17 protein-coding genes are annotated in these 26,288 nt (G+C 72.1%); 4 read left to right on the forward strand and 13 right to left on the reverse strand.

All coding sequences use genetic code 11. The features are described from left to right. The first annotated feature begins 100 nt into the window (after positions 1–100). The 3 genes from HNQ61_RS03310 to HNQ61_RS03320 all read left to right on the forward strand — a co-directional run bounded on the left by HNQ61_RS03310 (position 101) and on the right by HNQ61_RS03320 (position 4,544). Complete coding sequence (locus HNQ61_RS03310; protein ID WP_170031796.1) at positions 101–481, forward strand: hypothetical protein; 381 nt, start codon at positions 101–103, stop codon at positions 479–481. A gap of 233 nt (positions 482–714) precedes the next feature. Continuing rightward, positions 715–3,222, forward strand: coding sequence for a TonB-dependent receptor (locus HNQ61_RS03315; RefSeq protein WP_170031799.1), 2,508 nt, complete (start codon positions 715–717; stop codon positions 3,220–3,222). A gap of 2 nt (positions 3,223–3,224) precedes the next feature. Next, a complete protein-coding gene (locus tag HNQ61_RS03320; RefSeq protein ID WP_221239638.1) occupies positions 3,225–4,544 on the forward strand; it encodes a sialidase family protein in 1,320 nt (439 codons plus the stop codon). Positions 4,545–4,874: 330 nt separating this feature from the next. Here the strand turns inward: HNQ61_RS03320 and HNQ61_RS03325 are convergent, their stop codons facing one another. Next, a complete protein-coding gene (locus HNQ61_RS03325; protein ID WP_170031805.1) occupies positions 4,875–7,301 on the reverse strand; it encodes an alpha-ketoacid dehydrogenase subunit alpha/beta in 2,427 nt (808 codons plus the stop codon). 401 nt (positions 7,302–7,702) lie between these two features. On the opposite strand from HNQ61_RS03325, the gene HNQ61_RS03330 reads away from it, so the two are divergent. Next, positions 7,703–7,879, forward strand: coding sequence for a hypothetical protein (locus tag HNQ61_RS03330; protein ID WP_170031808.1), 177 nt, complete (start codon positions 7,703–7,705; stop codon positions 7,877–7,879). Positions 7,880–8,522: 643 nt separating this feature from the next. Here the strand turns inward: HNQ61_RS03330 and HNQ61_RS29460 are convergent. The 12 genes from HNQ61_RS29460 to HNQ61_RS03390 form a co-directional block, all read right to left on the reverse strand. Continuing rightward, positions 8,523–9,869 (reverse strand): ATP-binding protein, encoded by a 1,347-nt coding sequence (locus HNQ61_RS29460; protein WP_170031811.1) that lies wholly within the window; start codon positions 9,867–9,869, stop codon positions 8,523–8,525. A 117-nt stretch (positions 9,870–9,986) separates the two neighbouring features. Further along, a complete protein-coding gene (locus HNQ61_RS03340) occupies positions 9,987–11,372 on the reverse strand; it encodes a sigma-54-dependent transcriptional regulator (RefSeq protein WP_170031814.1) in 1,386 nt (461 codons plus the stop codon). Positions 11,373–11,383: 11 nt separating this feature from the next. Continuing rightward, positions 11,384–12,775 (reverse strand): TolC family protein, encoded by a 1,392-nt coding sequence (locus HNQ61_RS03345; RefSeq protein ID WP_170031817.1) that lies wholly within the window; start codon positions 12,773–12,775, stop codon positions 11,384–11,386. A 493-nt stretch (positions 12,776–13,268) separates the two neighbouring features. Then, the gene (locus HNQ61_RS03350; RefSeq protein WP_170031820.1) at positions 13,269–14,003 is read right to left on the reverse strand and encodes an ATP-binding cassette domain-containing protein; all 735 of its coding nucleotides are present in this window, start codon (positions 14,001–14,003) and stop codon (positions 13,269–13,271) included. A 35-nt stretch (positions 14,004–14,038) separates the two neighbouring features. After that, entirely contained in the window at positions 14,039–15,283 is a 1,245-nt protein-coding gene (locus tag HNQ61_RS03355) for an efflux RND transporter periplasmic adaptor subunit (RefSeq protein ID WP_170031823.1), read from the reverse strand. Positions 15,284–16,070: 787 nt separating this feature from the next. Beyond that, complete coding sequence (locus HNQ61_RS03360) at positions 16,071–18,494, reverse strand: ABC transporter permease (protein WP_170031826.1); 2,424 nt, start codon at positions 18,492–18,494, stop codon at positions 16,071–16,073. Between the two features lie 257 nt (positions 18,495–18,751). Then, on the reverse strand, positions 18,752–19,786 hold the full coding sequence (locus HNQ61_RS03365; RefSeq protein WP_170031829.1) for a class I SAM-dependent methyltransferase: 1,035 nt from the start codon (positions 19,784–19,786) through the stop codon (positions 18,752–18,754). 112 nt (positions 19,787–19,898) lie between these two features. Then, positions 19,899–21,209, reverse strand: a complete 1,311-nt coding sequence (locus HNQ61_RS03370) for a class I SAM-dependent methyltransferase (RefSeq protein ID WP_170031832.1) — start codon at positions 21,207–21,209, stop codon at positions 19,899–19,901. Between the two features lie 182 nt (positions 21,210–21,391). Then, positions 21,392–22,972 carry an argininosuccinate lyase gene (gene argH, locus HNQ61_RS03375; RefSeq protein WP_170031835.1) on the reverse strand — a complete coding sequence of 527 codons (1,581 nt, stop codon included), beginning with the start codon at positions 22,970–22,972 and terminating at the stop codon, positions 21,392–21,394. After that, a complete protein-coding gene (locus HNQ61_RS03380) occupies positions 22,972–24,198 on the reverse strand; it encodes an ATP-grasp domain-containing protein (protein ID WP_205761162.1) in 1,227 nt (408 codons plus the stop codon). Before HNQ61_RS03380 ends, argH begins: the two co-directional genes overlap by 1 nt. Then, positions 24,195–25,256: a pyridoxal-phosphate dependent enzyme gene (locus HNQ61_RS03385; RefSeq protein ID WP_170031838.1), complete on the reverse strand. Its 1,062-nt coding sequence runs from the start codon at positions 25,254–25,256 to the stop codon at positions 24,195–24,197. The genes HNQ61_RS03380 and HNQ61_RS03385 overlap by 4 nt, the downstream gene beginning before the upstream one ends. Continuing rightward, the gene (locus HNQ61_RS03390) at positions 25,253–26,260 is read right to left on the reverse strand and encodes a GHMP family kinase ATP-binding protein (protein ID WP_170031841.1); all 1,008 of its coding nucleotides are present in this window, start codon (positions 26,258–26,260) and stop codon (positions 25,253–25,255) included. The genes HNQ61_RS03385 and HNQ61_RS03390 overlap by 4 nt, the downstream gene beginning before the upstream one ends. Positions 26,261–26,288 lie beyond the last annotated feature (28 nt).

Below are 26,288 nucleotides of genomic sequence, written 5' to 3' on the forward strand. Positions count from 1 at the left end.
GCGTTCTTCCCTCGCCGATGTACGGCGTTTCCCCGCTTTCCCGCCGTGGACGCCGCCCGTACATTTGCGCCACGGATCCAATCACCCGCACCCGCCATTCGTGCAACGCTCGCCCGTGCACCGCCTGATCGCCCTCTGGGCGTGGCTCGTCCTGCTCCTGAACTGGAGCGGGGACGCGGCCGGCGCGCACGCATGTGCACACCACGACGCCATCCGCCGTCCCGCGGCGGAGGCGCACGCCGGCATGCACGGGGGCGGCGCGCATCACGGCCACGAGGCGCCCGCGCACGCGGAGCACGGCGGATCGTGCACGTGCCTGGGCTCGTGCATGGCGTCCAGCGCGGCGCCGCTCCCCACCGCGGCGGTGCTCCCCGTCGCGCACGTGGCGCGGGTGGAATCGCCGGTCCTCGCGACCGAGACCACTCCCCTTCCCGGCCGCCAGCCGTACGTTCTGCCGTACGCCACCGCCCCTCCCGCCTGACCGCACGCCGCTCATCCTCCAGAGCCCGCGCGCTGACCGCCTGAACGGCGGCGGCGGCGAGTCCGCGTGCACCCATCCCGACATCGACCGATGAAACGCGCCACCGCCGGTGGCGCCGACTTCCGGCTCGGAGCGCACCCGCGCCCCGGCTGGCTTCCACGCATCCGTGCGCGGAACCGGCGGGCCGGGCCGTGCGCGTCCGCACCGGGACCACGCACGCGATCAGACATCCAATGCACAACCGCATCATCCCGGCGGAAGCGGACCGCGCGTCCGGCCGCACCGGGGATTGTTCGATAGATCAGCAGCCCTCCCGCGCCGCACTGCCGCGCGTTCTCAGACGCCTCGCCATCCTCGCCCTCGCGCTTGGCGCCATCGGGGGAACCCGCGCACCCGCGGCCGCGCAGGCGGGCACCGGCCGGGTGCAGGGCCGCGTGGTCGCCGCGGAAACGGGAGAGCCGCTGGCCGGCGTGCGCGTTTCGCTGGCCGGCACCGCGCAGGGCACCGTGAGCGACGCGGTCGGGGCGTGGCGCCTGAACGGCGTGGCCGCGGGCGAGCAGACCATCATCCTGCAGGCGATCGGGCGCGCGGCGCTGCGGCTGAACGCCAGCGTCCGCGCCGGAAGCACGGTGGAGCTGAACGCCCGCCTGGCCCCCGCCGCGCTGATGGTGGATTCGCTGGTGGTGACGGCGGAACGCACCTTCGCATTCACGCGCGACGTGGAATCCGCGTCGCGGCTGGGGCTTACCGTGCGCGAGATCCCCGCGACGGTCAACGTAATCACCCAGGGATACATGAAGCGCCGCGGCCTGCGCACCGTGACCGAGGCGTACAACGCGGCGCCCGGCGTGAGCGCGGGCAACATCCCCGGCTCCCCCGCCACGCTCTCCATGCGCGGCATAACCTTCGGCGGCAACGCGTACCTGATGGATGGCGTGCGCGTCACCAACTCGGACTTCATCTCCCGCAACTGGGACACCTGGAACTACGAGTCCATCGAAGTGCTCAAGGGCCCCGCGTCGGTGCTGTACGGCGTGGGCGTGCTGGGCGGCGCCGTGAACCTGATCCCCAAGCGCGCGTCGTTCGGCGACGACCACAGCGAGGCGCTGCTGAGCGCGGGCAGCTTTGGCACGTACCGCGTGGCGGCGGGGGCCAACCGCGCCGTGAGCGACCAGGTGGCGGTGCGCGGCGACGTGGAATACAGCCGCTCCGCGGGATGGGTGGACCGCACGGGACGCGAGCAGGGGCAGGCCAAGGTGGACGTCCTTTATCAGCCAATGGACGCGCTGCAGCTGGAGCTGAGCGCCGACTACGCGCGCGACGACTACGGCACGGCGTACTTCGGCCAGCCGCTCACCGCCCCAGGGATCGCGCGCCATCCCACGGACGTGGTGAAGGCGGAAAACGGACTGGTGCTGGACCGGGCGCTGCGCACGGCCAACTACGACGTCACGGACGGGTTGATGGACAGCGAATCGTACTGGCTGCGGTCGCGCGCCTCGTACCAGCCCACGCCGCGCCTGCGCATCGTGAACGACCTCAGCCGCTACGATGGCGACCGGCACTGGTCCAACGCCGAGGACTTCTCGTTCAACGCCGAAACGGGGCTGCTGGACCGCACCACGACGCGCATCGACCACGACCACCAGTTCTGGATGGAGCGTGCCTACCTGAACTGGGACCTGCGCCGCAACGGCCTGGGGCACCGCCTGAGCGCCGGCTTCGAGCACGGGGAAACGGACTTCTTCACGCCTCGCCGCTTTGGCGAGACCACGGCGGTGGACCCGTTCGCGCCCGTCCGCGGCACCTTTCCGGCGGACACGCGCGAGAACTTCTCGTCGCGCGTGGACTTTGAGACGGACCTGGCGGAAACGGCGCTGTTCCTGGAAGAAGCGTTCGACGTTACCGACCGCCTGCTGCTGGTGGGCGGGCTGCGCTACGACCGCATCGCCGTCGACCGTACCGTCGATGACCTGAACGCCGGCACCGAGAGCCGCTTCGACCGCACCTTTTCCCCGCTCAGCTGGCGCGTGGGCGCGGTGGTCGACGTCCACGCGTCCACGCAGCTGTTCGGGCAGTACACGGCGGCCGTCACGCCGGTGAGCTCGTTTCTGACGCTGAGCCAGAGCCGCGCGGGGTTCGATCTGAGCCGCGGCACGTCCATGGAAGCGGGGCTCAAGAGCACCTTTTACGACGACCGTGTGGCGCTGACCGCGTCGGTGTACCGGCTGCGGCAGAGCGACATCCTCACCCGCGATCCCAGCGACTTTGCGCTCACCGTGCAGGGCGGCGAAAAGTCCAGCACGGGCGCGGAGCTGGCGTTCTACGCGGGCCTTACGCAGCGGCTGCGCGTGGACGGCAACCTGGCCGTACTGGATGCGCGCTTCGATGAACTGCTGGCGGGCGGCGGCGTGAACCTGCGCGGCAACACGCCGGCGAACGTGCCGGAGCGGGTGGCCAACGGCAACGCGTGGTACGTGCTTCCCGGGCTCCCCGTCACACTGGGCGCGAACGTGACCTCGGCGGGCGGATTCTACACGGATGACGCCAACACCGTCCGTGTGAGCGGCTACACGGTGTGGGGCGCCTCGGTGAGCCACGACTCGCGCTGGGGCACGGTGACGCTGCGGGCGCGCAACCTGGCGGACCGCTTCTACGCGGAATGGTCCGGCTACAGCCCCACGCAGATCTACGTGGGCGAGCCGCGCAGCGTGGAGATCGCCTGGACGGGGCGCTTCTGATGATGACCATCCACACGAGCAACCCGGCCCCGCGTTCCTCCGCGAGCCACGGACGCGCGCCGATGATCGCCAGCGTTTCGCGCCATGGAACGATGATCGCCATCGTTCTCGCGGCGCTGGCCGCGTGCACCGGCGAGACCGCGCCGCCGCCGCCGATGGCGACCATCGCCGTCCCCGCCGCGGCGGGAAGCGGGATGTACACGCTGACGCAGGCGCCGGACGCGGAATCCACGCTGAGCTGGGTGCAGAGCGACTCCGTATCGAAGACCAGCGTCTTGCGCGCATCCACCTTTCGCGACGGGGGATGGACCGCGCCGCGCACCATCTCCACCGGAACCGGCTGGTTTCTCAACTGGGCGGACCGGCCCAGCGTTACGGGACTTCCCGGCGGCGCGACGGCCGCGCACTGGCTGGAAACCAACCCCGGAACCGCGCCCAGCGCCTACACCTACGGAATCAAGGTCGCGTACTCGGCGGACGGAGGCGCGAACTGGAAGCGCGTTCACCACGCCGGGCGCGGCTTCCGGGGAAAGAACCAGTACACGGGCTTCCTTTCCTTCCTCCCCGGGCGCGACGGCTTTCTGGCCGCGTACCTGACGCCCCCCGCGGAAGCCGCCGCCGCGCCGTCCGCGCACTCCGCGGAAGACCATGAGCACCGGATGACGCTGCGCGTGGCGGAGTTCGGCCCCGGCGGGCAGCTGCGGAGCGACGTGCAGCTGGATTCCAGCACCTGCACCTGCTGCCCGCTGGGGATGGCGCAGGCGGAGGCGGGGCCGGTGGTGGTGTACCGCGACCGCTGGCCGGGCGAGGTGCGCGACGTGTCCATCATCCGCCGCGTGAACGGCCGGTGGACGGAGCCGCGCCCGGTTCACCGCGACGGCTGGGTCTTTCCCGGCTGCCCCACGAACGGTCCTGTGGTGGCGGCGAAGGGACGGCGCGTGGCCGTGGCCTGGTTTACGGGGGTGGATGACAGGCCGGAGGTGCGCCTGGCCTTTTCGGCGGATGGCGGCGAGACGTTCGGCGCGCCGGTGCGGATCAGCGCCACGCGGGCCGTGGGATACGCGGGGCTGGTGATGCTGGAGGATGGAGGCGCCGCCGTGAGCTGGATGGAGGCCGGGGCCGGCTCCGCACCCGCGCTGCGCATCCGCCGCGTGTCCCCGGACGGCAAGCCGGGTTCCCCCGTCCAGGTCGCGGCGGTCGCGGGCGGGCGGTCCGGGGGCATGCCGCAGCTGGGACGTTCGGGGGATGGGCTGCTCCTCGTCTGGAAGAGCGGCCAGGAACTGCGGAGCGCCATCGTCCCCGTCGCCCGGCTGGGATCGTAGCGAATGCCCGCGCTTACGCCCACCGGCGCAAAACCGTGCGAATGCCTGCATGTACGCCTAAAGGCGTAAGGCCGTGCGAGTGCCTGCGCATGCGCCTGACGGCACGAAAACGTGCGAATGCCTGCATTTACGCCTAACGGCGTAGAGCCGTGCGAGTGCCTGTACTACACCTCGCGGCGTAACGCCGTGCGAGTGCGTGCGCATGCGCCTGACGGCGCTCTCCCGACGCGGCGACGGATGGGAACGCCGCGCAGGACCGAGGGCGCACAAAAAAGCGGGGACACGGCGCTGCCGTGTCCCCGCTTTCCGTCCTGAACGGACCCGCCGTGCTCAGCTTCCGATGTCCGGGAAGTCGCGCGGGTTGGTCTCCTGCATCAGCCCGTACACCGCGTCGAACACGTCCTCGGCGTTGGGCTTGGACCAGTAGTCGCCGTCGCGGCCGTACGGCGCGCGGTGCTCGGCGGCGGCAAGGGTGCGGGGCAGCGCGTCCAGCCAGTGGAATCCGCCCTGCTTCTCCAGCACTTCCTGCATCATGTACGCGCTGGCGCCGCCCGGCACGTCCTCATCCAGAAACAGCACGCGATTCGTCTTCTGCAGCGACTTCACGATGTCGCCCTGGATGTCGAACGGCAGCAGCGACTGCACGTCGATCACCTCCACGTCGATGCCGGCGCTGTCCTGCAGCATCTTGGCCGCCTGGAGCGCGACGGCGCAGCACGCGCCGTAGGTGACGACCGTAACGTCGCGCCCCGGCCGCAGCGTCTCCACCACGCCGATGGGCGTGGTGAACGTGCCGATGTTGGAGGGCAGCTTCTCCTTGAGCCGGTACCCGTTCAGCACCTCCACCACCACGGCCGGGTCGTCGGAGCGCAGCAGCAGGTTGTAGAAGCCGGCGGCGCGCGTCATGTCGCGCGGAACGAGGACGTGCATGCCGCGCAGGGCGTGCACCATCATCCCCATGGGCGATCCGGAGTGCCAGATCCCCACCAGCCGGTGCCCGCGCGTGCGCACGATGACCGGTGCCTTCTGCCCGCCCTTGGTGCGGTAGCGCAACGTGGCCAGGTCGTCGCTCATCACCTGAAGCGCGTACAGCAGGTAGTCCAGGTACTGGATTTCGGCGATGGGACGCAGCCCGCGCATCGCCATCCCGATGGCCTGCCCCACGATGGTGGCCTCGCGGATGCCGGCGTCGCCCACGCGCATTTCGCCAAAGCGCGCCTGCAGGTCCACGAAGCCCTGGTTCACGTCGCCCAGCTTGCCCACGTCCTCGCCGAACGCGATCACGCGCGGATCGCGCTCCAGAGCCGCGGCAAACGCGGCGTTCAGGATCTTGTAGCCGTCCACCTCCGCCGCGCCCTCGCCGTACTCCGGCGCCTCGTACGCCACGCGCATCGGCGACTCGTCCGACTCCGACAGCAGCAGCGAATGGAAGCGGTCCTGCTCCAGCGGCTTCTGCTCGCGGCGCCAGTCCACCAGCGGCTGGCGCACGCGGTCGCTTTCGCCGCGCACGGCCACCAGCGCGCGGTGCATGGATACAGCGATGTCGCGGCGCAGCGGGTCGCGGCGCTTGGCCAGTTCGTCGCGCGCGGCGGCCACCTGCGCGCGCGCCGGCTCGCTCGCGGCTTCGGCGGCGGCGGCCAGCAGCGCCGTGGCGGCCTCGGCTTCACGGCGGATGGGCGACTGGTACGCCTCCCAGGCCTCGTCGCGCGCCTGGCGCACGTGTTCGGCCTCTTCCTTTTCCAGCGCGGCGAGCTCGTCCTCGGTGGTGATGCCCTGCTCCAGCATCCACGCGCGCATGCGGGCCAGCCCGTCGTGCTCCTTTTCCCATCCCAGGCGCTCGGCGGACTTGTAGCGCTCGTGGCTGCCGGAGGTGCTGTGGCCGAACGGCTGCGTCAGTTCAATGACGTGCACCAGCGCCGGAACGTGCTCCGTGCGCACGACTTCGGTGATGCGCTGGTACGTGTCGACGAGCGCCGGGTAGTCCCACCCGCGCACGACCTCGATCTCGAAGCCCTTGGGGCTTTCCTCGCTGCGCTGGAATCCGGCGATCAGCTCGCTGATGCTGTCCTTGGCCACCTGCAGCTCGTTGGGCACCGAGATGCCGTAGCCGTCGTCCCACACGGAGACGAGCATGGGGACCTGAAGGACGCCCGCGGCGTTGAGCGTTTCCCAGAAGATCCCCTCGGCGCACGACGCGTTGCCGATGGTGCCGAAGGCGATTTCGTCGCCGTTGCGGCTGAACTGCGTCATCTCGCGCAGGTCCTCCAACTCGCGGTACAGCTTGGAGGCGTACGCCAGCCCCAGCAGGCGCGGCATCTGCGAGCCGGTGGGGGACGCGTCGGCGGAGGACTGCGGGCCGTCCGTCAGGGTGCCGAAGCGGCCCTGGGCGTCCACCATGCGCGTGCCGAAGTGCGCGTTCATTCCGCGGCCGCCGGACGCGGGCTCGGCTTCCACGTCGGTGTGGGCGTTGAGCTGGGCAAAGAACTGGCGCACGTCCAGCAGCCCCAGCGCGAACATGAGCGTCTGGTCGCGATAGTAGCCGGCGCGCACGTCGCCGGCGCGGATGGAGCGGGCCAGGGCGACCTGGGCCACTTCCTTGCCGTCGCCAAAGATGCCGAACATCGCGCGGCCCAGCATCACCTCGCCGCGCGCGAGCACGCTGACCTGGCGGCTGCGGTACGCGATCCGGTAGTCGTGGACCACGTCGCCGGGCGCCAGCGCCTCAGCCGCGGTTGCTTCGGTGGTCGTACTCGACATCGACATCAGTTTCCTCAGCTATGATGGTTTCAGCCCGGCCGTACGATTGCCTGAATGAGCCGGGCGCCTGATCGTTCCCATGGCGCAGCCCCTGTCCGGCACGTCCCGGTCCCGGGGGACGGACGTGCGCCGCACGCGTACACTTCTCCGCGCCGGGCGGTCGCGAGCCCGGCAAATTGGCCCCGGAGCCGCGGTGCCGCAATCATCCCCGACCCGACAGCGGTGGTACGGCGGCTTCCACGGCGGAGGCAGCGGGGGTGGATGGATAATCTTTGCGGCCAGCGCCGGGCATATTCTTGCACTCCCGCAGAACCTCGCACCGGCGGGGCAGCGGCCCGGGCCCGTCCGCCCGGCGCCCTGCGCGGGCCGCCGAAGACTACTCAGGCACACGATTGTCGATCATGACCAGACCCGTCGCGCAGATGACGCCGGCCGAGCTTTACGAGCACTTCACCGCCGATGACCTGAAGGCCATGGTGGATTCCGTGGCGGATGACCCCGACTTTGATCCCGGGTTCCGCCAGCGGATCACCGACGCCGCGGCGATGGCCGGCCACGCGGTGAGCGCCCCCGCGTAGGCGCGGGCGCACGTGACAGGCCCGACCGTCCGCGCGGCCGACAATCTGGCGCCGGAGGCCCGCCGCCGGGTAGGGGCGGATGAACGGCGCGGCAGATGGGGATCGGCTGGCGGTGGTGCAGAGATCCTGATTCGCGTCCATCGGGATGAGCGAAGACCCCGCGGCGGTTCCGCCGCGGGGCCTTTTTGCGTCGAATGGAGGGAGCGTGGAGGCGTGGTTCTGCCCGGCGGCGGGCTGGGAGGCCCCTCCCCGTGCAAACTGCCGCACGGAGAGGGGAGAACTGCAGGTTGGTGTGCTGCGGACGGTTCGGTGCGGCCGCGGGCTCCCCTCTCCCCCCGGCCCCCTCTCCCGCAAGCGGGAGAGGGGGAGACCTCAGCGCGGGTATCGGGGGCGGCTCGGACCGGCGGGCATCGTCCCCGGCGGTTGAAACCGCACCTCGAAACACACGAAGTCCGCCTGCGCGGACTGCGGACACACCCTCGGCGCGGGTCCCATGCAGTTGAAGCCCCGAACGGCGCCTGTGGGCGTCGTGTCGGGGGTTCCCGCTGTCGGAGCGGCGGATTTATTCGCTCCAGGGAGACGGCCCGGCGCACGCGGCCGTTAACCGGACGGATGCTGCCGCGCCGCCTGCTGTCGAGCTGACTCAATCGGGCGAGTCCGGCCCGCGCTCGGGGAGCGTGACCTCCACGCGGCATCCGCGCGCATCGACGCGGTTCTCCAGCGTGATGGTGCCGCCGTGCGCCTCCACGATCTGCCGGCTGAGCGCCAGACCGATCCCCGTGCCGTTGGGCTTAGTGGTAAAGAAGGGGACGAACAGGTTGTCCGTCGTCCCGATCCCCATCCCCTCATCCTCTACCCACAGCAGCAGTTCGCCGTCGCGCCACGACCAGCCCACCGCCACGCCCCCCTCCGTCTCCAGCGCCGCGTCCCCCGCGTTGCGCACCACGTTGATGAGCATCTGGTCCAGCTGGTCGCCATCCGCCCGCAGCGTGCACGGCGGCCCCTCGCGCACGGCCACGGGCACGCGTCGCTCCAGACGCGCCACGCGCCGCACCCACTCGCCTACCTCCACCTGCTCGCGCCGTGGCGGCGGAAGGCGCGCCAGCCGCGCATACGACGACATGAAGCGCGAAAGCGCGGCGGAGCGACCGGCCACCACCGCCAGCCCCTGGCGCAGATCTTCTTCGCGGTCGTCGGGCGGCGGATCAGCGCGCAGCAGGTCGAGCAGCGAGCCGGCGATGGAGTTGATGGGCGCCAGCGAGTTGTTGATCTCGTGGCTCAGCACGCGCACCAGCCGCTGCCACGCCTGCCGCTCCTCCTCGCGCAGCGCGTGGCTCAGGTCGGTGAGCACCAGCAGCTCGTGCCGCTGGCCGCCCTGGCGAAAGGCGCGGCGCCGCACCTCCCACCGGCCGCTACCGCCGGCAAAGGCGTGGCGAAAGGTGCGCGTCGCCTGTCCGTGCAGGCACACGTCCAGCCCCAGTGCCTCCGCATCCAGCCCCAGAAGCCGTTCGGCGGGGCGGCCCAGCAGCCGCTCGCCCGTGCGGTTCACCAGCCGCAGCTTGCGGTCGGCGCTGAAGGCGAACACCGCCACGTCGATCTCCGCCATCACCGTGCTCAGCAGCGCCGAGGCCTCCAGGTTTCCCACCCGCTGCTCGCGCAGGGTGACGCTGAGCGCGTTGGCCTCCATCAGCGCCAGCCCCAGCGCGTCGTCGCCGCGCGCACCCGTGGCGCGAATGGCGAAGTCGCCGCGGCGCAGGGCGAACAGGAGGTTGGCCAGCGTCTGCAGCGGCCGCACCATCTGCGTGCGCACCATCCCCGCCAGCATCACCGCCAATCCCACCAGGAGCGCGGCGACGATCCAGCGCACCAGCGGCGGCAGATTCACCGCGAACAGCAGAACGACCGCCGTCCCGGTGCCGGGAACGGCGGTCAGCAGGGCCAGCGCATGAACGCGCTGCTCGTGGGTCAGGGGACGGCGGATACGTTTCACGACAACGGGGACGGACGTGTGGCGGCAGCTTCAGCCCGGGCGGCGGATCGCGGCGGCGGGGCTCGGGAGACGGACGGCCGCCGTTACATCCAGCGAGCGCTCGTCCATCCAGCGAGGTCAGAGCCCGTACCGCTGCAGCCGCCGGTAGAGCGCGCTGCGCGACAGGCCCAGCGCCTCCGCGGCCTGGCTGACGTTGCCGTCGTGCCGCTGCAGCGCCTTGCGGATCAGCAGCCGCTCCACCTCTTCCAGCGGCATCTCGTCGATGCTGGCCGCGGCCGCGCCGCCCGCCGTGGGAAGGGACAGGTCCGCCAGCTGAACAGTATCGCCCTGCATGAGCAGCAGCGCGCGCTCCACCGTGTGCTCCAGCTCGCGGATGTTGCCGGGCCACGAGTAGTCCAGCAGCGCCTGCATGGCCTCCGGCGCAAAGCCGTGCACCGTGCGCCCGTAGCGCACCGAGCGCGCGCGCAGGAAGTGGTTGGCCAGCAGCGGCACGTCCTCCCGCCGCGCGCGCAGCGGGGGAAGGCGGATTTCCACCGTGTTCAGCCGGTACAGCAGGTCCTCGCGAAAGCGCCCTTCGGCGATTTCGCGCGCCAGATCGGCGTTGGTGGCGGACAGGATGCGCACGTTCGCCCGCGCGGTGCGCGACGAGCCCACGCGCTGGTACTCGCCCGTCTGCAGCACGCGCAGCAGCTTGGCCTGCAGCTTGGAGCCCAGGGTGCCGATCTCGTCCAGAAAGAGCGTTCCCCCGTCCGCCATCTCAAAGTACCCCGTGCGGTCGGCCTTGGCGTCGGTGAACGCCCCGCGCACGTGGCCGAACAGCTCGCTTTCAAACACGCCTTCCGAGATGCCGCCCGCGTTCACCGTCACCAGCGCGTGGCCGGCGCGGGCGGAGGCGGCGTGAATCCACTGCGCCACCACCTCCTTGCCCGTCCCGTGCTCGCCGGTGATGAGCACGTTGGCGTCCGACGGGGCCACGCGCTCCATCATCAGCCGCACCGGCTGCATCGCCCTCGACTCGCCGATGAACTCGGGAAGGCCGCCGCGGCGCAGGCGCCGGTTCTCCTCCTCCAGCCGCCCCGTCTTCTGCAGGGCGCGCCCCAGCTCCACCTGCGCGCGCAGCACGGCCACCAGGCGGGCGTTGTCCCACGGCTTCTCGATGTAGTCGCGCGCGCCGCGCCGCATGGCCTCCACCGCGCCCTCCACGCTCCCCCACGCGGTCATCACCACGATGGGGAGGGCGGGATGGACGGCGTTCACCCGCGTGAGCAGGTCCATCCCTTCCCGGCCGGAGGTGGTGTCGCGGGCGTAGTTCAGGTCCAGCAGCAGCGCGTCGAAGGGCTGCTCCGCGACGGCGGCGGCCACCGCCGCGGGCGACGCCGCGGTGGTGACCTGGAACCCTTCGCCGCGCAGCAGCAGCCGCAGCGCCTGCAGGATGTCGGCGCGGTCGTCCGCGACCAGGACGCGCGGCGCGGACGAGGGGGACGGGAGAGACTCGGCTGCCATGGACCCGGGAATCAGTAGCCGTACGGCAGAACGGGAGCGCCGGACGCGCGCTGCAGTTCCGCCAGGGCGCGCAGGGGGGCGAAGCGCGCGGCGACGGCCTGGCGCTCGGCCTCGCGGGCCAGCCCCTCCGCCTGCAGCCGCTCCACGATGGGCGCCAGCCCCAGCCGGTAGCGCTCCACCGCCGCCTCGCGCTGGCGGGCGGCCAGCACCACGTTGGCCGCCGAGCGCTCCCGCAGCAGCGCCGCGCGCCCCAGCGTGCCCACGGCGATCTCCACGTCGCGCGCCAGCCCGGCGCGGCGCACGGCCAGCCGCGCCTCCGCGGCCTGCACGGCGGCGCCCGTGCGGCGGCGCGCGCCCAGGCGCACCCCGGGCTGCTCCAGCAGGTCCCAGGTAAAGTTCACGCCGTACACACCCAGTTCGTTGCGGGGCTGGTAGGTGAGCGCGTCGCGCGTGGCCCCGTACTCGGAGCGCACCCACTGCGCCCACACGCTCACCGTGGGGATCAGCCGCAGGCGCTCGGCGCTGCGGGCCAGCCCGGCGGCGGAGCGGCTGGCCCGCAGCGCGGCCAGTTCGCCGCTCTCATCCACCACCCGCCGGCGTAGCGCATCGGCGTCGGGGAGCGAGGCGGCGTCGGGAATGGCCGGTTCCGCCAGCGGGCCGGACAGCGGCGCGTCCGGCCCCAGGTACTGCTGCAGGGCCAGCCGCCGGGTCTGCGACGTGGTCTGCGCCTCCATCAGCGCCAACTCCGCGTCCCCCACGCCCAGCCGCGCCTGCAGCACGTCCAGCTCCGGCACGCTCCCCACCGACAGCCGTCCCTCGGCAATGCGCAGCAGTTCGTCCGCACGTTCTTTTTCCGCCGTGCGCAGGTCCAGCAGCGCCTGCGCCTCCAGCGCGTCCAGGTACGCCAGCGTGATTTCGGCGGCGATGCGCGCGCGGGCGCCGTCCAGCGTGCGGTCTCCCGCGGCGGCCTCGGCGTTGGCGGCGCGGATCTGCATCATCGCGGAGGGATCGATGATCTGCCAGCGCGCGGTGAGGGCGGCGTCCGTTCCGTAGCTGTTGCGCAGGTCGATCAGCGAGTCCGGCAGGTTCACGATGCCGCCGGTGATGGGGTCGCTTACGGTGCGCTGAAGCACGCCCGTCTGCACCAGCCCCACCTGCATCTGCACCGTGGGAAGCAGCCGCCCCCACCCCTCCCAGCGGCCGGCCTGCGTGGTGCGCTGCTGCGCCTGCGCCTCCTGGATGGCGGGGCTGGCGGCCACGCCCCGCCGCACCGCCTGCTCCAGCGTCAGCACCCCGGGCCCGGCCGGCGTCTCCTGCGCACGCGCGCGCGCCGCCGGGATGGCGAGGAACAGGAAGAGCGCGGCCGCGCCGATGCGGCGGGTGCGTCGAACGTGCGTCATCATCGAACGTTGCCTGCGAATGCGGTTGCGGCGGCCACCCGGCCCCGTCAAGCGTGGTTGCGGAAAGGCGGATCCCCGGGCCGCGGCGCGCGGCCGCAGCCCGGGCGGAAGTTCATCGTCCGCGGGATCCGTCTGGATGGGAATCCGTCCGTCTGGATGAGAAACTGTCCGTCTCGATGGGAGTCGGTGCCGGAGCGTGATTCGTGTGGTTCGATGGGTGCCGCTCGCGCGGAAAGGCCCCCTCTCCCCGGCCCTCTCCCCCGCTCCGCGGGGGAAAGGGAGACCTCAGGGCGCGGGCTGTCACCGGCATGCGCCCGCCGCTCCCATCCGGCGGTTGAAACCGCACCTCGAAACACGCAAAGTCCGCCTGCGCGGGCTGCGGCGAGGCGTTCCGGCGCGCGGCGGCGAATCAACCCGCTCGCGCATCCGGAACCCGCCGTCCACCGGCGGCTGGCGCGGGCAGGTTTCCCGGCCGTCCAAACGAATCAGACGGAGATCAGAGCGCGGCGGACGCGTGGCGCTCCGCAGCGGCGGCGCCGGCGCGCTCGTCGCGCACGATCTGCCCGTCGAACAGGTGCACGGTGCGCTCGGCGTGCTCGGCGTAGCGGGGATCGTGCGTCACCATGCAGACGGTGGCGCCTTCCTGGTGCAGCTCGCGCAGCAGCGCCATCACCGACTCGCCGTTCACCGAGTCCAGGTTGCCCGTCGGTTCGTCCGCCAGCAGCACGCTGGGCTTGCCCGCGATTGCGCGCGCCACGGCCACGCGCTGCTGCTGACCACCGGAAAGCTGCGCGGGATAGTGGTTCACCCGGTGCGCCATCCCCACCCGCTCCAGCGCCTCCAGCACGCGCTGCTTGCGCTCCGCCGCCGGCATCTTCCGGTAGGTCAGCGGCAGTTCCACGTTTTCCTGCACGCTCAGGTCGCCGATCAGGTTGAAGGCCTGAAAGACGAAGCCGATTTCGCGGTTGCGGATGTGGGCGCGCTGCGCGGCCGTCAGCCGGGCCACCGAGTGCCCGTTCAGCTGGTACTCGCCGCCGGTGGGGCTGTCCAGCAGGCCCAGGATGGAAAGCAGCGTGGTCTTGCCGCCGCCCGACGGCCCGGCGATGGCCAGGTATTCTCCCTCGCGCACCTCCAGGTGCACGTTGGCCAGCGCGTGCGTCTCCACCTCGTCGGTGTAGAATACCTTGGTCACGCCCTCGAGCCGGATGAGGGCCTTGGATTGCTGTTCCACGGGGATTCGCTTTCGGTTGGGTTTGATGGATGGGCTCAGCGCAGGCGGACCTTCTTGGAGCGGTCCCACGCGGTCATGTCCGACAGAATCACCACGTCGCCCTCGCGCAGCCCGCTGAGCACCTCGACGGTGTTCACGGAGCTGCGGCCCAGGCGCACGTCGGTGCGGGCGGCGGTGCGGCCGCCCTCTTCCACCCGGAACATTCCCAGGGTGCCGCCGGCCTGCCCGTACGCCGGGCGGTCCACGTACAGCACGTTGGGAATGCGCTCGATCTCGATCACCCCGTCCACGCTCAGGTCGGGGCGGGCGCCGCGCGGCAGCTCGCCCTCCAGCGTGACGTCGACGGTGACGGAGCCATCCTGCACGGCCGGATCGATGCGCGACACGCGGCCCTGGGCGATTCCGTTGCGCGTGTCGATGCGGGCCGTCTGGCCCACCACCAGGTCGCGCGCCTGCGTTTCGGGAATGCGGAGCTGCGCCTTGAGGCGGCCGGGGCGCACGACGACCGCCAGCGGCGATCCCGGCGTCACCCACTGCCCTTCCTGCAGGGGAAGCTCGCGCACCACGCCGTCGGTGCCGGCCAGCACGCGCATGCTTTCCACGTATCCGCGCTGAAAGTCCGACAGGCCGCGCAGCCGCTCCACCTGCGTCTGCTGGGCGGAAAGCTGGTCGCGCATGCTCTGCGAAAGAAAGCGCAGGCGCTGCTCTTCCACCCGCAGGCGGCTGGACAGCTCTTCGGCGCGGTCTTCGGAGCGCTGCAGCTCCATGCGCGAGATCAGACCCCGGCCGGCCAGCTCACGGTTGGCTACGGCCTGGCGCTCGGCCTCGCGCTGGTCGGCGCGCACGGTGGCCACGGCGGCCTCCTGCGTAAGGCGCTGGTTTTCCAGCGTGGCGCCCAGGGTGGTCTTGTCGGCCTCGGCGCCCACCAGCTGGCGCTGCGCCTCCAGCGCGTCGCGCTGCACGTCGGCGTTGCTCAGCACCAGCAGCGGCGTTCCGGGCTGCACCGTCATGCCGGGCTGCACCAGAATGCGCTCCACGCGGCCGGCGGTCACGGCCGACACCCAGCGGATCTGCTCGGGAACCAGCGTGCCGGGGCCGCGCACCTCGCGCATCATGGTGCCGCGCTTGACGGTGTCCGTCCACACGGATGCGCCGTCCAGCTTGGGCGCGGCCGGCTCCATGCGGGCCAGGGCCACGGTGGCCACCGCCAGCACCATGGCGACGGCGCCACCGATCACATAGCGGCGGGGGGTGGTTCTGGGAGCGCGCGGAATATCCACGAGATTACCTTCTTGAAAGCAGATTCCTGAGTGTTGGCGGGCTTTCGCGGAGCCCGGAAAAGGCAAGGACAGGTCCATCCGGCCCGACCACGCCAAACACCACCATTGCAAGCACTTACGTCATTCGATGGCGGGGCGTGGGGCCAAAAGGTGTCCGGTTGTGGGATTCCGCTGTCGCGCATCCGGTTACCGCGGCCCATCCGCTGGCCCTTCATCCCCCGATACACGTCCGCCAAGCAGCGTCCGAGTCCTTCTGTGCCACCCGTCGTTGTCCCGCGCGTCCGGCAGATCCACCTCGTTCCCCGTCCGGCGCGCGGCGGCCCATCACGACGACGCTGCTGTCGATGGATGACCTTCCGCAACGCCCTGTCCGGAGCGGGGCCGCAGGGTGTCCGCGCGGCGCGATCCGCGAAACGTCAGGCGCGCTGGATGACGACGCCGGGGCACGGCGACGCGCCCACCACGCGCAAGAAAGCCGCGGGCCGGGTCACCCACGCGTGCCTGGTGGGGTGCAAAGCGCTGCTGTTCGATTGTGGGACAATGTATAAGCTTGTCGGGAAAAACATGCAAGTACACCCCCACCCACATTGCGCCACCCAAACGCTCCGCATCCACAAAATCCCCTGCGGAATAGCGTTTTCCGCCACCCAGGCGCGACCGGCCCCACGATCGCCCTCACCATATACTTTTGTTTTACGTCGCAATACGTGCGCGCTGCGAACACCCGCGACATGCACGATGCCGGTTTCGCCCCGCCCGCGTGGACGAGGCGAAACCGGCATCTCGGTCAGTCCGCGCGCAACGCCTGCGTGGGCTCGATGCGGGCGGCGCCGCGAGCGGGAAGCCAGCTGGCCACCAGCGCCACCACGCCCAGCAGCAGCGCCGCGCCGATAAAGGTGGCCGGGTCCGCCGGGCGCACCTGAAAGAGCATGGACGCCATCAGCCGGGTGAGCAGCAGCGCGCCGAACGCGCCCACCAGGATTCCGGCGCCGGTGGGCAGCGCCGAGCGACCCACCACCATCTGCACCACGTCGCGAGAGCGCGCGCCCAGCGCCATGCGGATGCCGATCTCCGTCTTGCGGCGCGTGACCGTGTAGGCGACGACGCCGTACAGCCCCAGCGCCGCCAGCAGCACCGCCACCCCGCCGAACAGCGTGAGCAGGATGGTGAAGAAGCGCGGCTGCGCCACCGTGTCGGCCATGGCGCTGCTCAGCGGGCGCACCTCGGCCAGCGGCTGCAGCGGGTCCACGCCGTGGATGGCCTTGCGGACGGCGGCCGCCATCAGCGCCGGGTCGCCGGAGGTGCGGATGAACAGCTGGGTGGCGGAGCGCGGCGCCACGCCGAAGGGAAAGTACACGGTGGGCTGCGGATCGGCGGCCAATCCCTCGGTGCGCACGTCGCCCACCACGCCGATGATGGTGAACGGCGTTTCGCCCAGGCTCACCGTCTGCCCCACCGGGTCCGCGCCCGGCCAGTAGCGGCGCGACGCCGCCTGGTCAATCATCAGCACCGCGGGCGATTCTTCCAGGTCGTCGTTGGCCTCGAACGTACGGCCGCGCAGCAGCGGAATGCCCAGCGCGGAAAAGTAGCCCGGGCTCACGATGAGCGTGCCCGACGCGGGGCTCATGGTGGCGTCGGCCCCGGTGCGGCCGGGAAGGGTGAACTCGTACGCCTCTCCCCCGCCCTGCAGCGGCTGCGTCTTGGCCGCGCCCACCGCGTTCACCCCGGGAAGCTCCCCCAGCGTGCGGATGAGCTCGTTGCGGTAGACGTTCTTGGCCAGCCCGTCGTAGCGGTCTTCCGGAATCTCCAGCGAGGCCAGCAGCACCTGCTCCGAGCGGAAGCCGGGATCCACCGACACCAGCTTCCAGAACGACTTCACCAGCAGCCCGGCGCCCACCAGCAGCACCATGGCGGCGGCGGTCTGCGCCATCACCAGCACGGCGCGGGTGGTGCCGCCGCGGCGCTCGCTGCCGCCGCGCCCGCCGTCGCGCAGCGTGTCGGAGGTGGAGCCGCGGGCCGCGCGCAGCGCCGGCACCATCCCGAAAAGGACGGCAGTGACGATGGAAAGGAGGAGGGCAAAGACGGCCACGCGCGCGTCGATCCCCACCTCTTCCGGACGGGGGATGGTGCCCGCGCTCAGCCGCAGCAGCGCGCGGACGCCCACCACCGCCAGCAACAGCCCCAGCACGCCGCCCATCAGTGCCAGCACGAGGCTTTCGGTGAGCATCTGGCGCACCAGCCGGCCCCGCCCGGCGCCCATGGCGGTGCGCACGGCCAGCTCGCGCTCGCGCGCCGAGGCGCGGGCCAGAAGCAGGTTGGCGAGGTTGGCGCACGCCACCAGGAGGACGAGAACCACGGTGCCCAGCAGCACCAGCAGCGCCGGCCGCACCGGGCCCACCACGCTGTCGCGCAGCGTTTCCAGCCGGGCGCGTCCCCATCCCTCGTTGGTGTCGGTGTGCTCCGCGGCCAGGCGCGCCAGCACCGCGTTCACCGATCCCAGCGCCGCCTCGGGCGAGGTGCCCGGACGCAGCCGCCCCACCACGTTCATCCACCGCAGCCCGCGCTCACGCGGAATGTCGTCTTCCCCGATCAGCGAGATGGGGACCCACGCCTCCACCTCCGTGGCGGGGAATGAGAAGCTGGGCGGCATCACCCCGACCACGGTGAACGGCTCGCCCTGCAGGGTGATGGTGCGCCCCACCAGCGAGCGGTCGGCGTTGAAGCGGCCGCGCCACATGGCGTCGCTCAGCACCACGACGCGGTCCGCGCCGGGAACGTTCTCCTCCGGGCGCAGCGTGCGGCCCAGGGCGGCGTTCACTCCCATGACGGGAAAGAACTCCTTGGACACGTGCGAAGCCTGCACCTGCGCCGGCTCGCCGTTGCTGGTGAGGTTGAGCGCCGCGTCGCCGGCCTGGTACAGGTAGCCGGCCAGCGCCTCGAAGCCGGTAGCCCCGGCCTGCAGGTCTTCCAGGTCCTGCGGGCTGAAGGGGCCGCCCTCCGCCGCCTTTTCGGGGTGCGTGTGGTGCAGCCGCACCAGCTGGTCCGGGTCGCGGAACGGCAGGGGCCGCAGCAGCACCCCGTTCACCACGCTGAAGATGGCGGTGTTGAGCCCGATGCCCAGGGCCAGGGTGAACACCGCCACCAGCGCAAAGCCGGGGGAGCGGCGCAGCGTGCGCAGCGCGTAGCGAAGGTCCTGCAGCAGGGTGTCCATCGGTCTGTCGCGGTAAGGCGGTAGGGAGGGGCGGAGGGTGCGGAACCCCCACGCGGGTGCGGAGACGGCGCACGCCCGTACAAGGCGAAGCGCGTGCCGGTCTCCCGTTCAGGTCAAGTCGTTGCGCCGCATCCACATGACGTTTCGCGGACCGCGCGGGACCGTCCGCTGGCGGAACGGGGCCGTCCCATAAGCGGACACTTCCCGCGATTCATCCGCGGAAAACGGTCTCCGCCGACAGCGGCCGTCCGCGCCGGTCAGACGCGGAAGATGCCCTCGTCCGGGGCCGGCAGTTCGCCCGTGGGGACGGCGTTGCCCGCGATGCGCGCGGTGAGTCTGGCGGCCGCGTTGCCGCGCCCGGCCACCAGGGTGAACCCGGTGGGCTTCATCAGCAGTTCGATCGCGCGGTAGCGCTCCGTGCGCGGGAGCGCGTCAAAGCGGCGGGCCAGGTCGCCGCTCTGGAACAGGTCTTCGGCGCGCAGGCAGAACTCGCGGCCGGCGTCTTCCACCCCGTCCAGGTCCACCAGCTTCATCACTTCCGGCGTGTTGATGCCGTTGACGGCCACCCACTCCACGCCGCTGTCGCGGAACAGGTCCATGGCCTGTCCGAAACGGTACGCGTGCACGATGGGGTGCATGAAGGCGTCGGCGTCCGCGGACAGCTGGCCGCGGCGCGAGGCGGGCTGCGATGCGTCCGCACCGTGGCCGTAGCGCCCGGCGCCCAGCCGCAGCTGAAGCTGTTCCATCACCCGCTGCCCTTCGGCCAGGTCGCCGCGGTCCGCGCCCCACAGCGTCTGCAGCAGCTCCCGGCCGATCAGGCGCTCCATCTCGCCAAAGGGGTGATAGACCCACACGCAGATCACCCCGTCCGGCGACAGGTGGCGGCAGAGGTTGTGCAGCCCGCGCCGGGGGTCCTCCAGGTGGTGCACCACGCCGGTGGAGATGATGAAGTCGAACGTTTCCCCCATCTCCAGCTTCATGATGTCGCCGCGGGTGAAGGCGACGTTCTTTACTGCGTGCCGGGTGGCCAGCTCGCGGGCCACGTTGAGCGCGGGCTCCACCGCGTCCATCCCCCGCACCCGCGCGCCGGGGTAGCGCTGCGCAAAGCCCACGGCCCGCTGCCCCGTGCCGCACCCGGCGTCCAGAACGCTGCTCCCCTCCAGCGCGTCGCCGCCGCACAGCAGGGAAAACAGGTTGGCCACGTCGTACGACAAGCCCCCGCCCACCACCGGGGTGGGATAGGGATAGCGGGAATACATGGCGACGACTTGGTCGGTGCTTACCGGCGGCATGGACAGCTCGCTTCTGGAACGGGAGGATGGGTTGCCGTGTGGTGGATCATTCACTTCGTCGCCGCATCCGCCGCGGGCCGTCCGTCATGGAGGGCCCGCCGCGGATGCGGGGCTACGCCGGGCGCAGGAACGGATAGGCGGAGGAGGCCAGCTGAACGCGCAGCCGGTTCACCGTCCGCGGGTCGGCGGTGTCGATCCCCAGCCGCCGCATCGTCTCCTCCATCGTCTCGCGCGGATCCAGCGCGTCGAACACACGCTTCGCGTCGCCCTTGCCGCGCCAGACGGGAAACGGCATCTGCTGGCTGGGCTCAGCGGCGTACACGCCGCCCGGGCCGACCAGGTGCATCCCCCGCGTGGTGGCGGCGCGGACGTAGCGCCCGGCCAGAAAGGCCTCGCACAGCTCCCGGGTAGAGCGGCGCGACTCGGGCGAATCCTGGCGCTGCAGGTAGAACCAGAGCATGGGCGAGCCCTCCATCGACAGCAGGTTGGTCACCTGCCACCGCCGCGCGTCGGGAAGCTCGTCGTAGCCGCGCTGCAGCTCCGGATCGCCCAGCTCCATCTCCCAGTGCAGCGTGCCCTTAGCGGCGTCGAACGGGTTGGGAAAGGGGGTCAGCAGCTCCAGCCCCGCGCCCTGCGCCAGTGAGTCCAGCGACTCCACCGTAAAGCTGTGCTCCACCGGCTGGATGAGGGAATCCGCCAGCTGCGCGTCCGGCGCGGAGCGGTAGCCGGCCAGCCACGCGCCCATGTTCGCCGCCCCGCCCACCGCGTTCTCCGGCGGGGTGAAGTGATGGACGAAGCGGCGGGCCATCTCCAGCTCGCGCTCGTACGCGTAGCCGGAGTCGCCCAGCAGCGCGCGCATGGCCTTCTGGAACGCGGTGCTCAGCGTGCGGTGGTAGCGGTTGTAGACCATCAGCTGCATGACCCCGCCCGGACGCAGCGCGGCGGACAGGTGCGCCAGCGTGCGGCCGGGGTCGGCCGTGTGGTGGATGACGCCCGTGCAGATGACGTAGTCGAACTCGGCCTGGTAGCCAGCCTCGTGAATGCTTTCGCGCCGCAGTTCCAGGTTCTGCACGCCAAGCTGGCCGGCGCTGCGCTCCGCCATCTCCAGCGAGGCGGCGGACAGGTCAGAGCCCACCACCCGCGCGCCGGGAAACATGAGCGCGGTGATGACGGCCTGGTTGGTTCCGCACCCGGCCACCCACACCCGCGCGCCCTCCACGGGAAGCACGGGGCGGCCGGCGCGGCCGATGTCGTGGTCCAGTGCGTCGGCCCAGAAGCGCGCGTCGGCGAGCCGCTCAAAGGACATGGGCGGGCCGGGGTAGCGGATGGCGCCGTAGAACTCGGCGTTCAGCCCATCCACCTCGGCGTCCCCCGTGGCCAGGGCAAGGCTCTGGGCGTCCTGGTCGCGCACGGTGGTCTGCATGGGTTCCAGCGGGTCAGAAGGGAAAGCGGGTGTGCCGCGGGGCGGCGTGGCTGCGATGCGACTCATGAAACCGGGCCGGCGGCGAACGCGGGATCCGCGGCGTCCGCCCGCGAGATTTCCGCGATGGTGAGACGCAGGGGGATGAGCTCCGCCGCGAACCGGAGGGCGCGCGCGAACGAAGATCACGCTCCATGCACCCGCTCCTGCATCGGCGATGCGGTCGATGCGGTCGATGCGGTCGATGCGGTCGATGCGGTCGATGCGGTCGATTGGGTCGACGCGGCCGATCCGGCCGGATGCGTTCCCGCCAGCACCGCGGCCACGGCCGCGTCCAGCGCCGCGTCTCCCCGCCGCCAGCGGCGCGACCGCTCGCGCACGCGGCTGGCGGCGGCGCCCCACGCGGCCCGCAGCTCCGCCAGAACGCGGCGCAGTGAAGAGGGCGCGGGCCCGCCGCCGTACGCGGCGGACGCGGCCACCCGCGCGGGGTCCAGCCACGCGGCGTCGAAGAGCGCGCCGAGCTCCGCAAAGCAGCGCTCCGCGGAAGCGGCCATGGGCTCGCCGCCCTCCGCCGCGGCGGCCACCAGCTCGCCCACGCGGTGGTGCGCCTGGCGAAAGGAAAGGTCCGACCCCAGCACCAGCCGGTTGGCCAGCTCCGTGGCGGGGGTGAATCCTTCCACCGCGCGGCGGCGCATGGCGTCCGGCCGGGGCTGCGCGCCGGCCACGCACAGCCGCGCCAGGAGCGCGGCCTCCGTCACCTGCTGCAGCGCGTTCCACAGCGGCCGCACGCCCTCCGTGCCCACCGCCACGGAGTTGCTGAACGGCGTGGCGTGCATGGACATGGCGGCGGCGCTGAATGCGCCCAGCGGGGCCCCCGCCCGCCCCTGCACGTGCTCCAGCAGAAAGGCGTTGCGCTTCTGCGGCATCATGGAGCTGCTCCCCACCAGCTCGTCGGGAAAGGCGATCAGCCCGAACTCCGCCGTGCTCCACAGCTGCAGGTCCGTGGCGAGGCGGCTGAGCGTCACCCCCAGGACGGCGGCCGCGGAAAGCAGCCGCAGCACCAGGTCGCGCGAGGCCACGGCGTCCAGCGAGTGCAGCACGCCGCGCCGGAATCCCAGCAGCGCCGCGGTGCGCTCCGTGTCGATCGGGACCGTCGTCCCCCCCGCGGCGCCGGCGCCCAGCGGGCAGCGCTCCAGCTCCGCCGCGGCGGCCTCGATCCCTTCCGCGTCGCGCAGCAGCGCCGCGGCCACGCCGGACAGGTAGTGGCCCCAGGTCACGGGGAGCGCCGCCTGGTGGTGCGTGTAGATGGGCATCACCATCTCCGCGTGCCGTTCCGCGCCCCGCAGCAGCGCGGCGGCCAGGCGCAGCACCTCGCGCGCGAGGCCGTCCACCACGGGGCGCAGCCGCAGCCGCAGCACGGTGGCGTTGATGTCGTTGCGCGAGCGGGCCAGGTGCACGGCGCCGCCGTCGCGGTCGCCCAGCCGCTCGATCAGGTGGTTTTCGTACAGCAGATACAGCCCGCGCGGCGCGGCCCGGCCCCGCAGCGCCGCATAGTCATCCGCCTCCAGCTCCGCCATCGCCCCCAGCAGCCGGCGGGCGGATTGCGCGGGGAGGATCCCCTGCTCCACCAGCATCACCAAGTGCGCGCGGTCGATGCGCAGGTAGTGCGGAAACTCGTCGCGCAGGGCGCCGTCCACCTGGTCGCCAAAGACGATGGGGCGCGCGCGCGGGTCCAGCTGCCGGCGGATGCGTCCGGTGCTTTCCATCACCCCACCCCCAGCGCCGCGGGCCGGCCGATCACCACGCGGACGGCGCCGCGCGCCCGCTCCGCCGCGGAGGCCGAATCGTCCTCCGTCTCCCCCAGGGCGACCACGTGGCCGATGCGGTCGCGAAAGTCGCCGCGCACCTCCAGCACGTCCCCCAGGGCGCGGTAGAGCGCCGCGTCCACCACGCCGGACATCCCGCGCGCGGCGTCCATCCCCACCACCCCCGCCAGCGGCCCGTCCCCCGGGGCGAACAGGAAGCGGATGGAGGCGTGGCGGTGCGCGGAGGGCGCGAGGTCCGGTGCCAGCCCCACCACCAGCCGCAGCGTCTGTCGGATCAGATCGATCCCCTGCGCGTGGCGCACCAGCTCGGGAATGAAGCCGCCCGCCAGCCGCGGATTGACCTCCATCACCACCGCCTCGCCGCCACGCATCCGCAGCTCCCAGTGCAGCGGCCCCCATCCCAGCCCCAGCAGCTCCGTGCCGCGCACGACGGCGGACTCCAGCGCCGCGGCGTCCCCCGCGGACAGGGCGGCGGGGTAGTCGTGCCCCGTCTCCACAAAGGCGGGCGGCGCGCCCAGGTGCTTGCGGGTGATCCCCACCACGCGCCGGCTGAACATCTCCACCGAGAACTCGGCGCCCTCCACCAGCGCCTCCACCAGCACCCGCCCGCCGTCGCCGGACTCCAGCAGCGCGGCCGCGTGGCGCTCCGTCTCACCCGCATCGGCGCAGGCGCGGACGCCCACGCTGCCGCTGCCGCCCACGGGCTTGAGCACGACGGGAAAGCCGATTTCCCGCGCCGCCGCGACCGCGTCCGCCACGCGATCCACCGCGCGCCAGGCGGGAACGCCCACCCCGCCCGCCCCCAGCACCCGCCGCTGGTGCGACTTGTCGCGCGCGGCGTGCACGGCGGCCGCGTCCGGCCCGGCCAGCCCCAGCCGGGCCGCCAGCGCCGCCGCCGTGGCGATCCAGTACTCGGAGCTGCTGGTGACCCCCGCCACCGCCGCGCCGCCGCCGAAGCGCGCGCGCACCAGTTCGTCCAGCGCCGCGTCGTCCACACGGGGGAGGACGACGACCTCCGGGGCGTCCGCCTCCGCCAGATACGCGTACTTCGCCGGCGCGGCGGTCACCAGCACCGGCCGCAGCCCCATCTCCCGCGCGGCGCGGACGAACAGGCGCCCGGTGCCGCTGGTGTTGCTTTCGATGAAGAGGACCGCGTCGCGGGTCACGACGGCACCCCCTGCAGCCGCGCCGCGCCGCCCATCACCCCGGCGTGCGTGCGCCGGCCCCACTGATAAAAGGCCCACGGATCGGTGCCGTCGTGCGGATGGTCCCACTCCACCGGCTCGCGGGGAAGCACGTCCAGCCGCGCGCCCTGCGCCTCCAGCCAGGCGTCGTCGTACACGGTGTCCAGGTAGCGGTAGCCTTCATCCGGAAGGATCACCGCGCCCAGCCGGTCCGGGTTGCGGCGCGCCCACCAGTCCGCCACCAGGTACGCCGCGCCGCTGGTGGGGCCCATGAAGAGCGAATGGCCGCGGTGCAGTTCGCGCGTGGCGCGGAACGCCTCGGCCGCGCCCACCCAGTGCACCTGGTCGAACGCGGTGTGGTCCACGTTGGCGGGCATCAGGCTGTTGCCCAGCCCGCGCAGCAGGCGCCCGCTTCCCGCGTCGCTCTGCCCGAACAGCACGCTGCGGTGCGTATCCACCCCCACCACCTCCAGCTCCGGGCCCAGCAGCCGCAGGTACGACGAGATGCCGCACACCGAGCCACCGGAGCCCACCGAGCCGATCAGGCAGTCCACCGCGCCGGCGGCGTGCGAAAGCTGCTCGGCGCAGGGGGCGTAGCTTTCCGGGTTGTGCGGATTGGTGTACTGGCGCGGGCAGAACGAGCCCGGGTTTTCGCGCAGCACCCGCTCCAGCACCTCCAGCCGCGCCTGCTGGTAGCCGCCGGACGCGCCGGCCTTGTCCACGATGTGCACCGTGGCGCCCAGGTCCTCCAGCCGGCGCTTGAGCGGCGCGTCGATGGCGGGGTCGCTCACCAGAAAGAGCGGGTGCCCCTGCAGGCGCGCCACCATGGCCAGCGCCAGGCCAAAGGTGCCCGAGGTGGTTTCGGCGATCAGCCCGCCGGGGCGCAGCTCGCCCGATTCGCCCGCCTTGCGCACGATGTGGCGCGCGGGAAGCAGCTTCATGAGGGTGAACGCCAGCCCGATCAGGTTGGGGCGCAGCCACACGATGCGGGGGAGGGCGATGGCGTCCACGATGTTGGCGTGGATGACGGCTGTACTCACGGGAGTCCTGCGGGGTGCGGGGCGGAATCGGTGGAAAAGTCCCAGGTGCGGTCCATTCCCAGGCGGTGCAGCCCGGCGCGCGCGCGGCCCACGTCCGCCTCCGAGCGCGCCCCGGGGTGAAACAAAAAGCCCACCACGGTGCCGCTGTGCGCCACCTGCACGCCCAGCGCGCCGCACTCGGACGCCAGCCGCAGCAGGTCGGCCATGCCGCGCTTGGGGCGGTGGCGCTGCATGATGAGGGTGCTGGCGGTGGCCACCCGGCCCAGCAGCACCGGGTTCTGCCGCTCCACCGCGTGGCGCAGCAGCCCCAGGATGGGGCGGAAGGCCTCGGCCTCCCACGGCGAGTACTGGCACGGGGGAAGGGCCAGCGTTTCCACCCCGCGGTCCGCCTCGGTGTTGAAGCCAAGGACGCGCACCGGGGGAAGCGGCGCCCCCAGGTCCATCAGCACGGTGCCCAGCCGCTGGGCAAAGAGAATGGCGCGCTCGGGGCCGTACATGAGCGAGTCGCTGGCGCTTTCCGCCGCCACGGAGATGCGCGCGATCCACTCGCGCGGCAGCTGCGTGCCAAAGGCGTCGCACACCGCGAAGATGGCGGCCAGCACGTCGGTGGTGGACGAGCCGCACCCCCAGCGCAGCGGCACGTTGCCCTCCATGCGCAGCGAGCCGCCCCAGCCGGTGCGCCCCAGCGCGTCCAGCGTCATGCGCGCGGCCTTGAGGGCGCGGCCGCGGTCCGACGGCTCCACCGCCAGCGGCCCCGTGGGGCGGGCGTGAAAGCGGGCGCGGGCGCTGAACAGGGGACAGGGAAGGGTGACCAGCCCGTGCTCCAGCGTGCCGTCCGCCGAGTAGAACACGCCCTGCACGATCTCCCCGTGGTGCGCGTGCACCACGGCCGACCCCGCGTGGCGCGGCGGGGCCGGGGCGAGCGGAAGGCTCGCCGGCAGCTCCACGGTGCGGCGGCCGGGCCCGCCCCGCGGCTCCAGGTTGTGTGCGGCCGATTGGCTCATGATTTCGTCGCCATCCGTGAGTCCATAT

The organism is Longimicrobium terrae (assembly GCF_014202995.1).
Taxonomy (GTDB): domain Bacteria; phylum Gemmatimonadota; class Gemmatimonadetes; order Longimicrobiales; family Longimicrobiaceae; genus Longimicrobium; species Longimicrobium terrae.

Coding starts and splice junctions, on each gene's coding strand:
- HNQ61_RS03360 (WP_170031826.1), bottom strand. CDS start 18,494: ATGGACACCCTGCTGCAGGACCTTCGCTACGCGCTGCGCACGCTGCGC.
- HNQ61_RS03370 (WP_170031832.1), bottom strand. CDS start 21,209: ATGCAGACCACCGTGCGCGACCAGGACGCCCAGAGCCTTGCCCTGGCC.
- HNQ61_RS03325 (WP_170031805.1), bottom strand. CDS start 7,301: ATGTCGAGTACGACCACCGAAGCAACCGCGGCTGAGGCGCTGGCGCCC.
- HNQ61_RS03330 (WP_170031808.1), top strand. CDS start 7,703: ATGACCAGACCCGTCGCGCAGATGACGCCGGCCGAGCTTTACGAGCAC.
- HNQ61_RS03340 (WP_170031814.1), bottom strand. CDS start 11,372: ATGGCAGCCGAGTCTCTCCCGTCCCCCTCGTCCGCGCCGCGCGTCCTG.
- HNQ61_RS03345 (WP_170031817.1), bottom strand. CDS start 12,775: ATGATGACGCACGTTCGACGCACCCGCCGCATCGGCGCGGCCGCGCTC.
- HNQ61_RS03315 (WP_170031799.1), top strand. CDS start 715: ATGCACAACCGCATCATCCCGGCGGAAGCGGACCGCGCGTCCGGCCGC.
- HNQ61_RS03390 (WP_170031841.1), bottom strand. CDS start 26,260: ATGAGCCAATCGGCCGCACACAACCTGGAGCCGCGGGGCGGGCCCGGC.
- HNQ61_RS03320 (WP_221239638.1), top strand. CDS start 3,225: ATGACCATCCACACGAGCAACCCGGCCCCGCGTTCCTCCGCGAGCCAC.
- argH (WP_170031835.1), bottom strand. CDS start 22,972: ATGGAAAGCACCGGACGCATCCGCCGGCAGCTGGACCCGCGCGCGCGC.
- HNQ61_RS03365 (WP_170031829.1), bottom strand. CDS start 19,786: ATGCCGCCGGTAAGCACCGACCAAGTCGTCGCCATGTATTCCCGCTAT.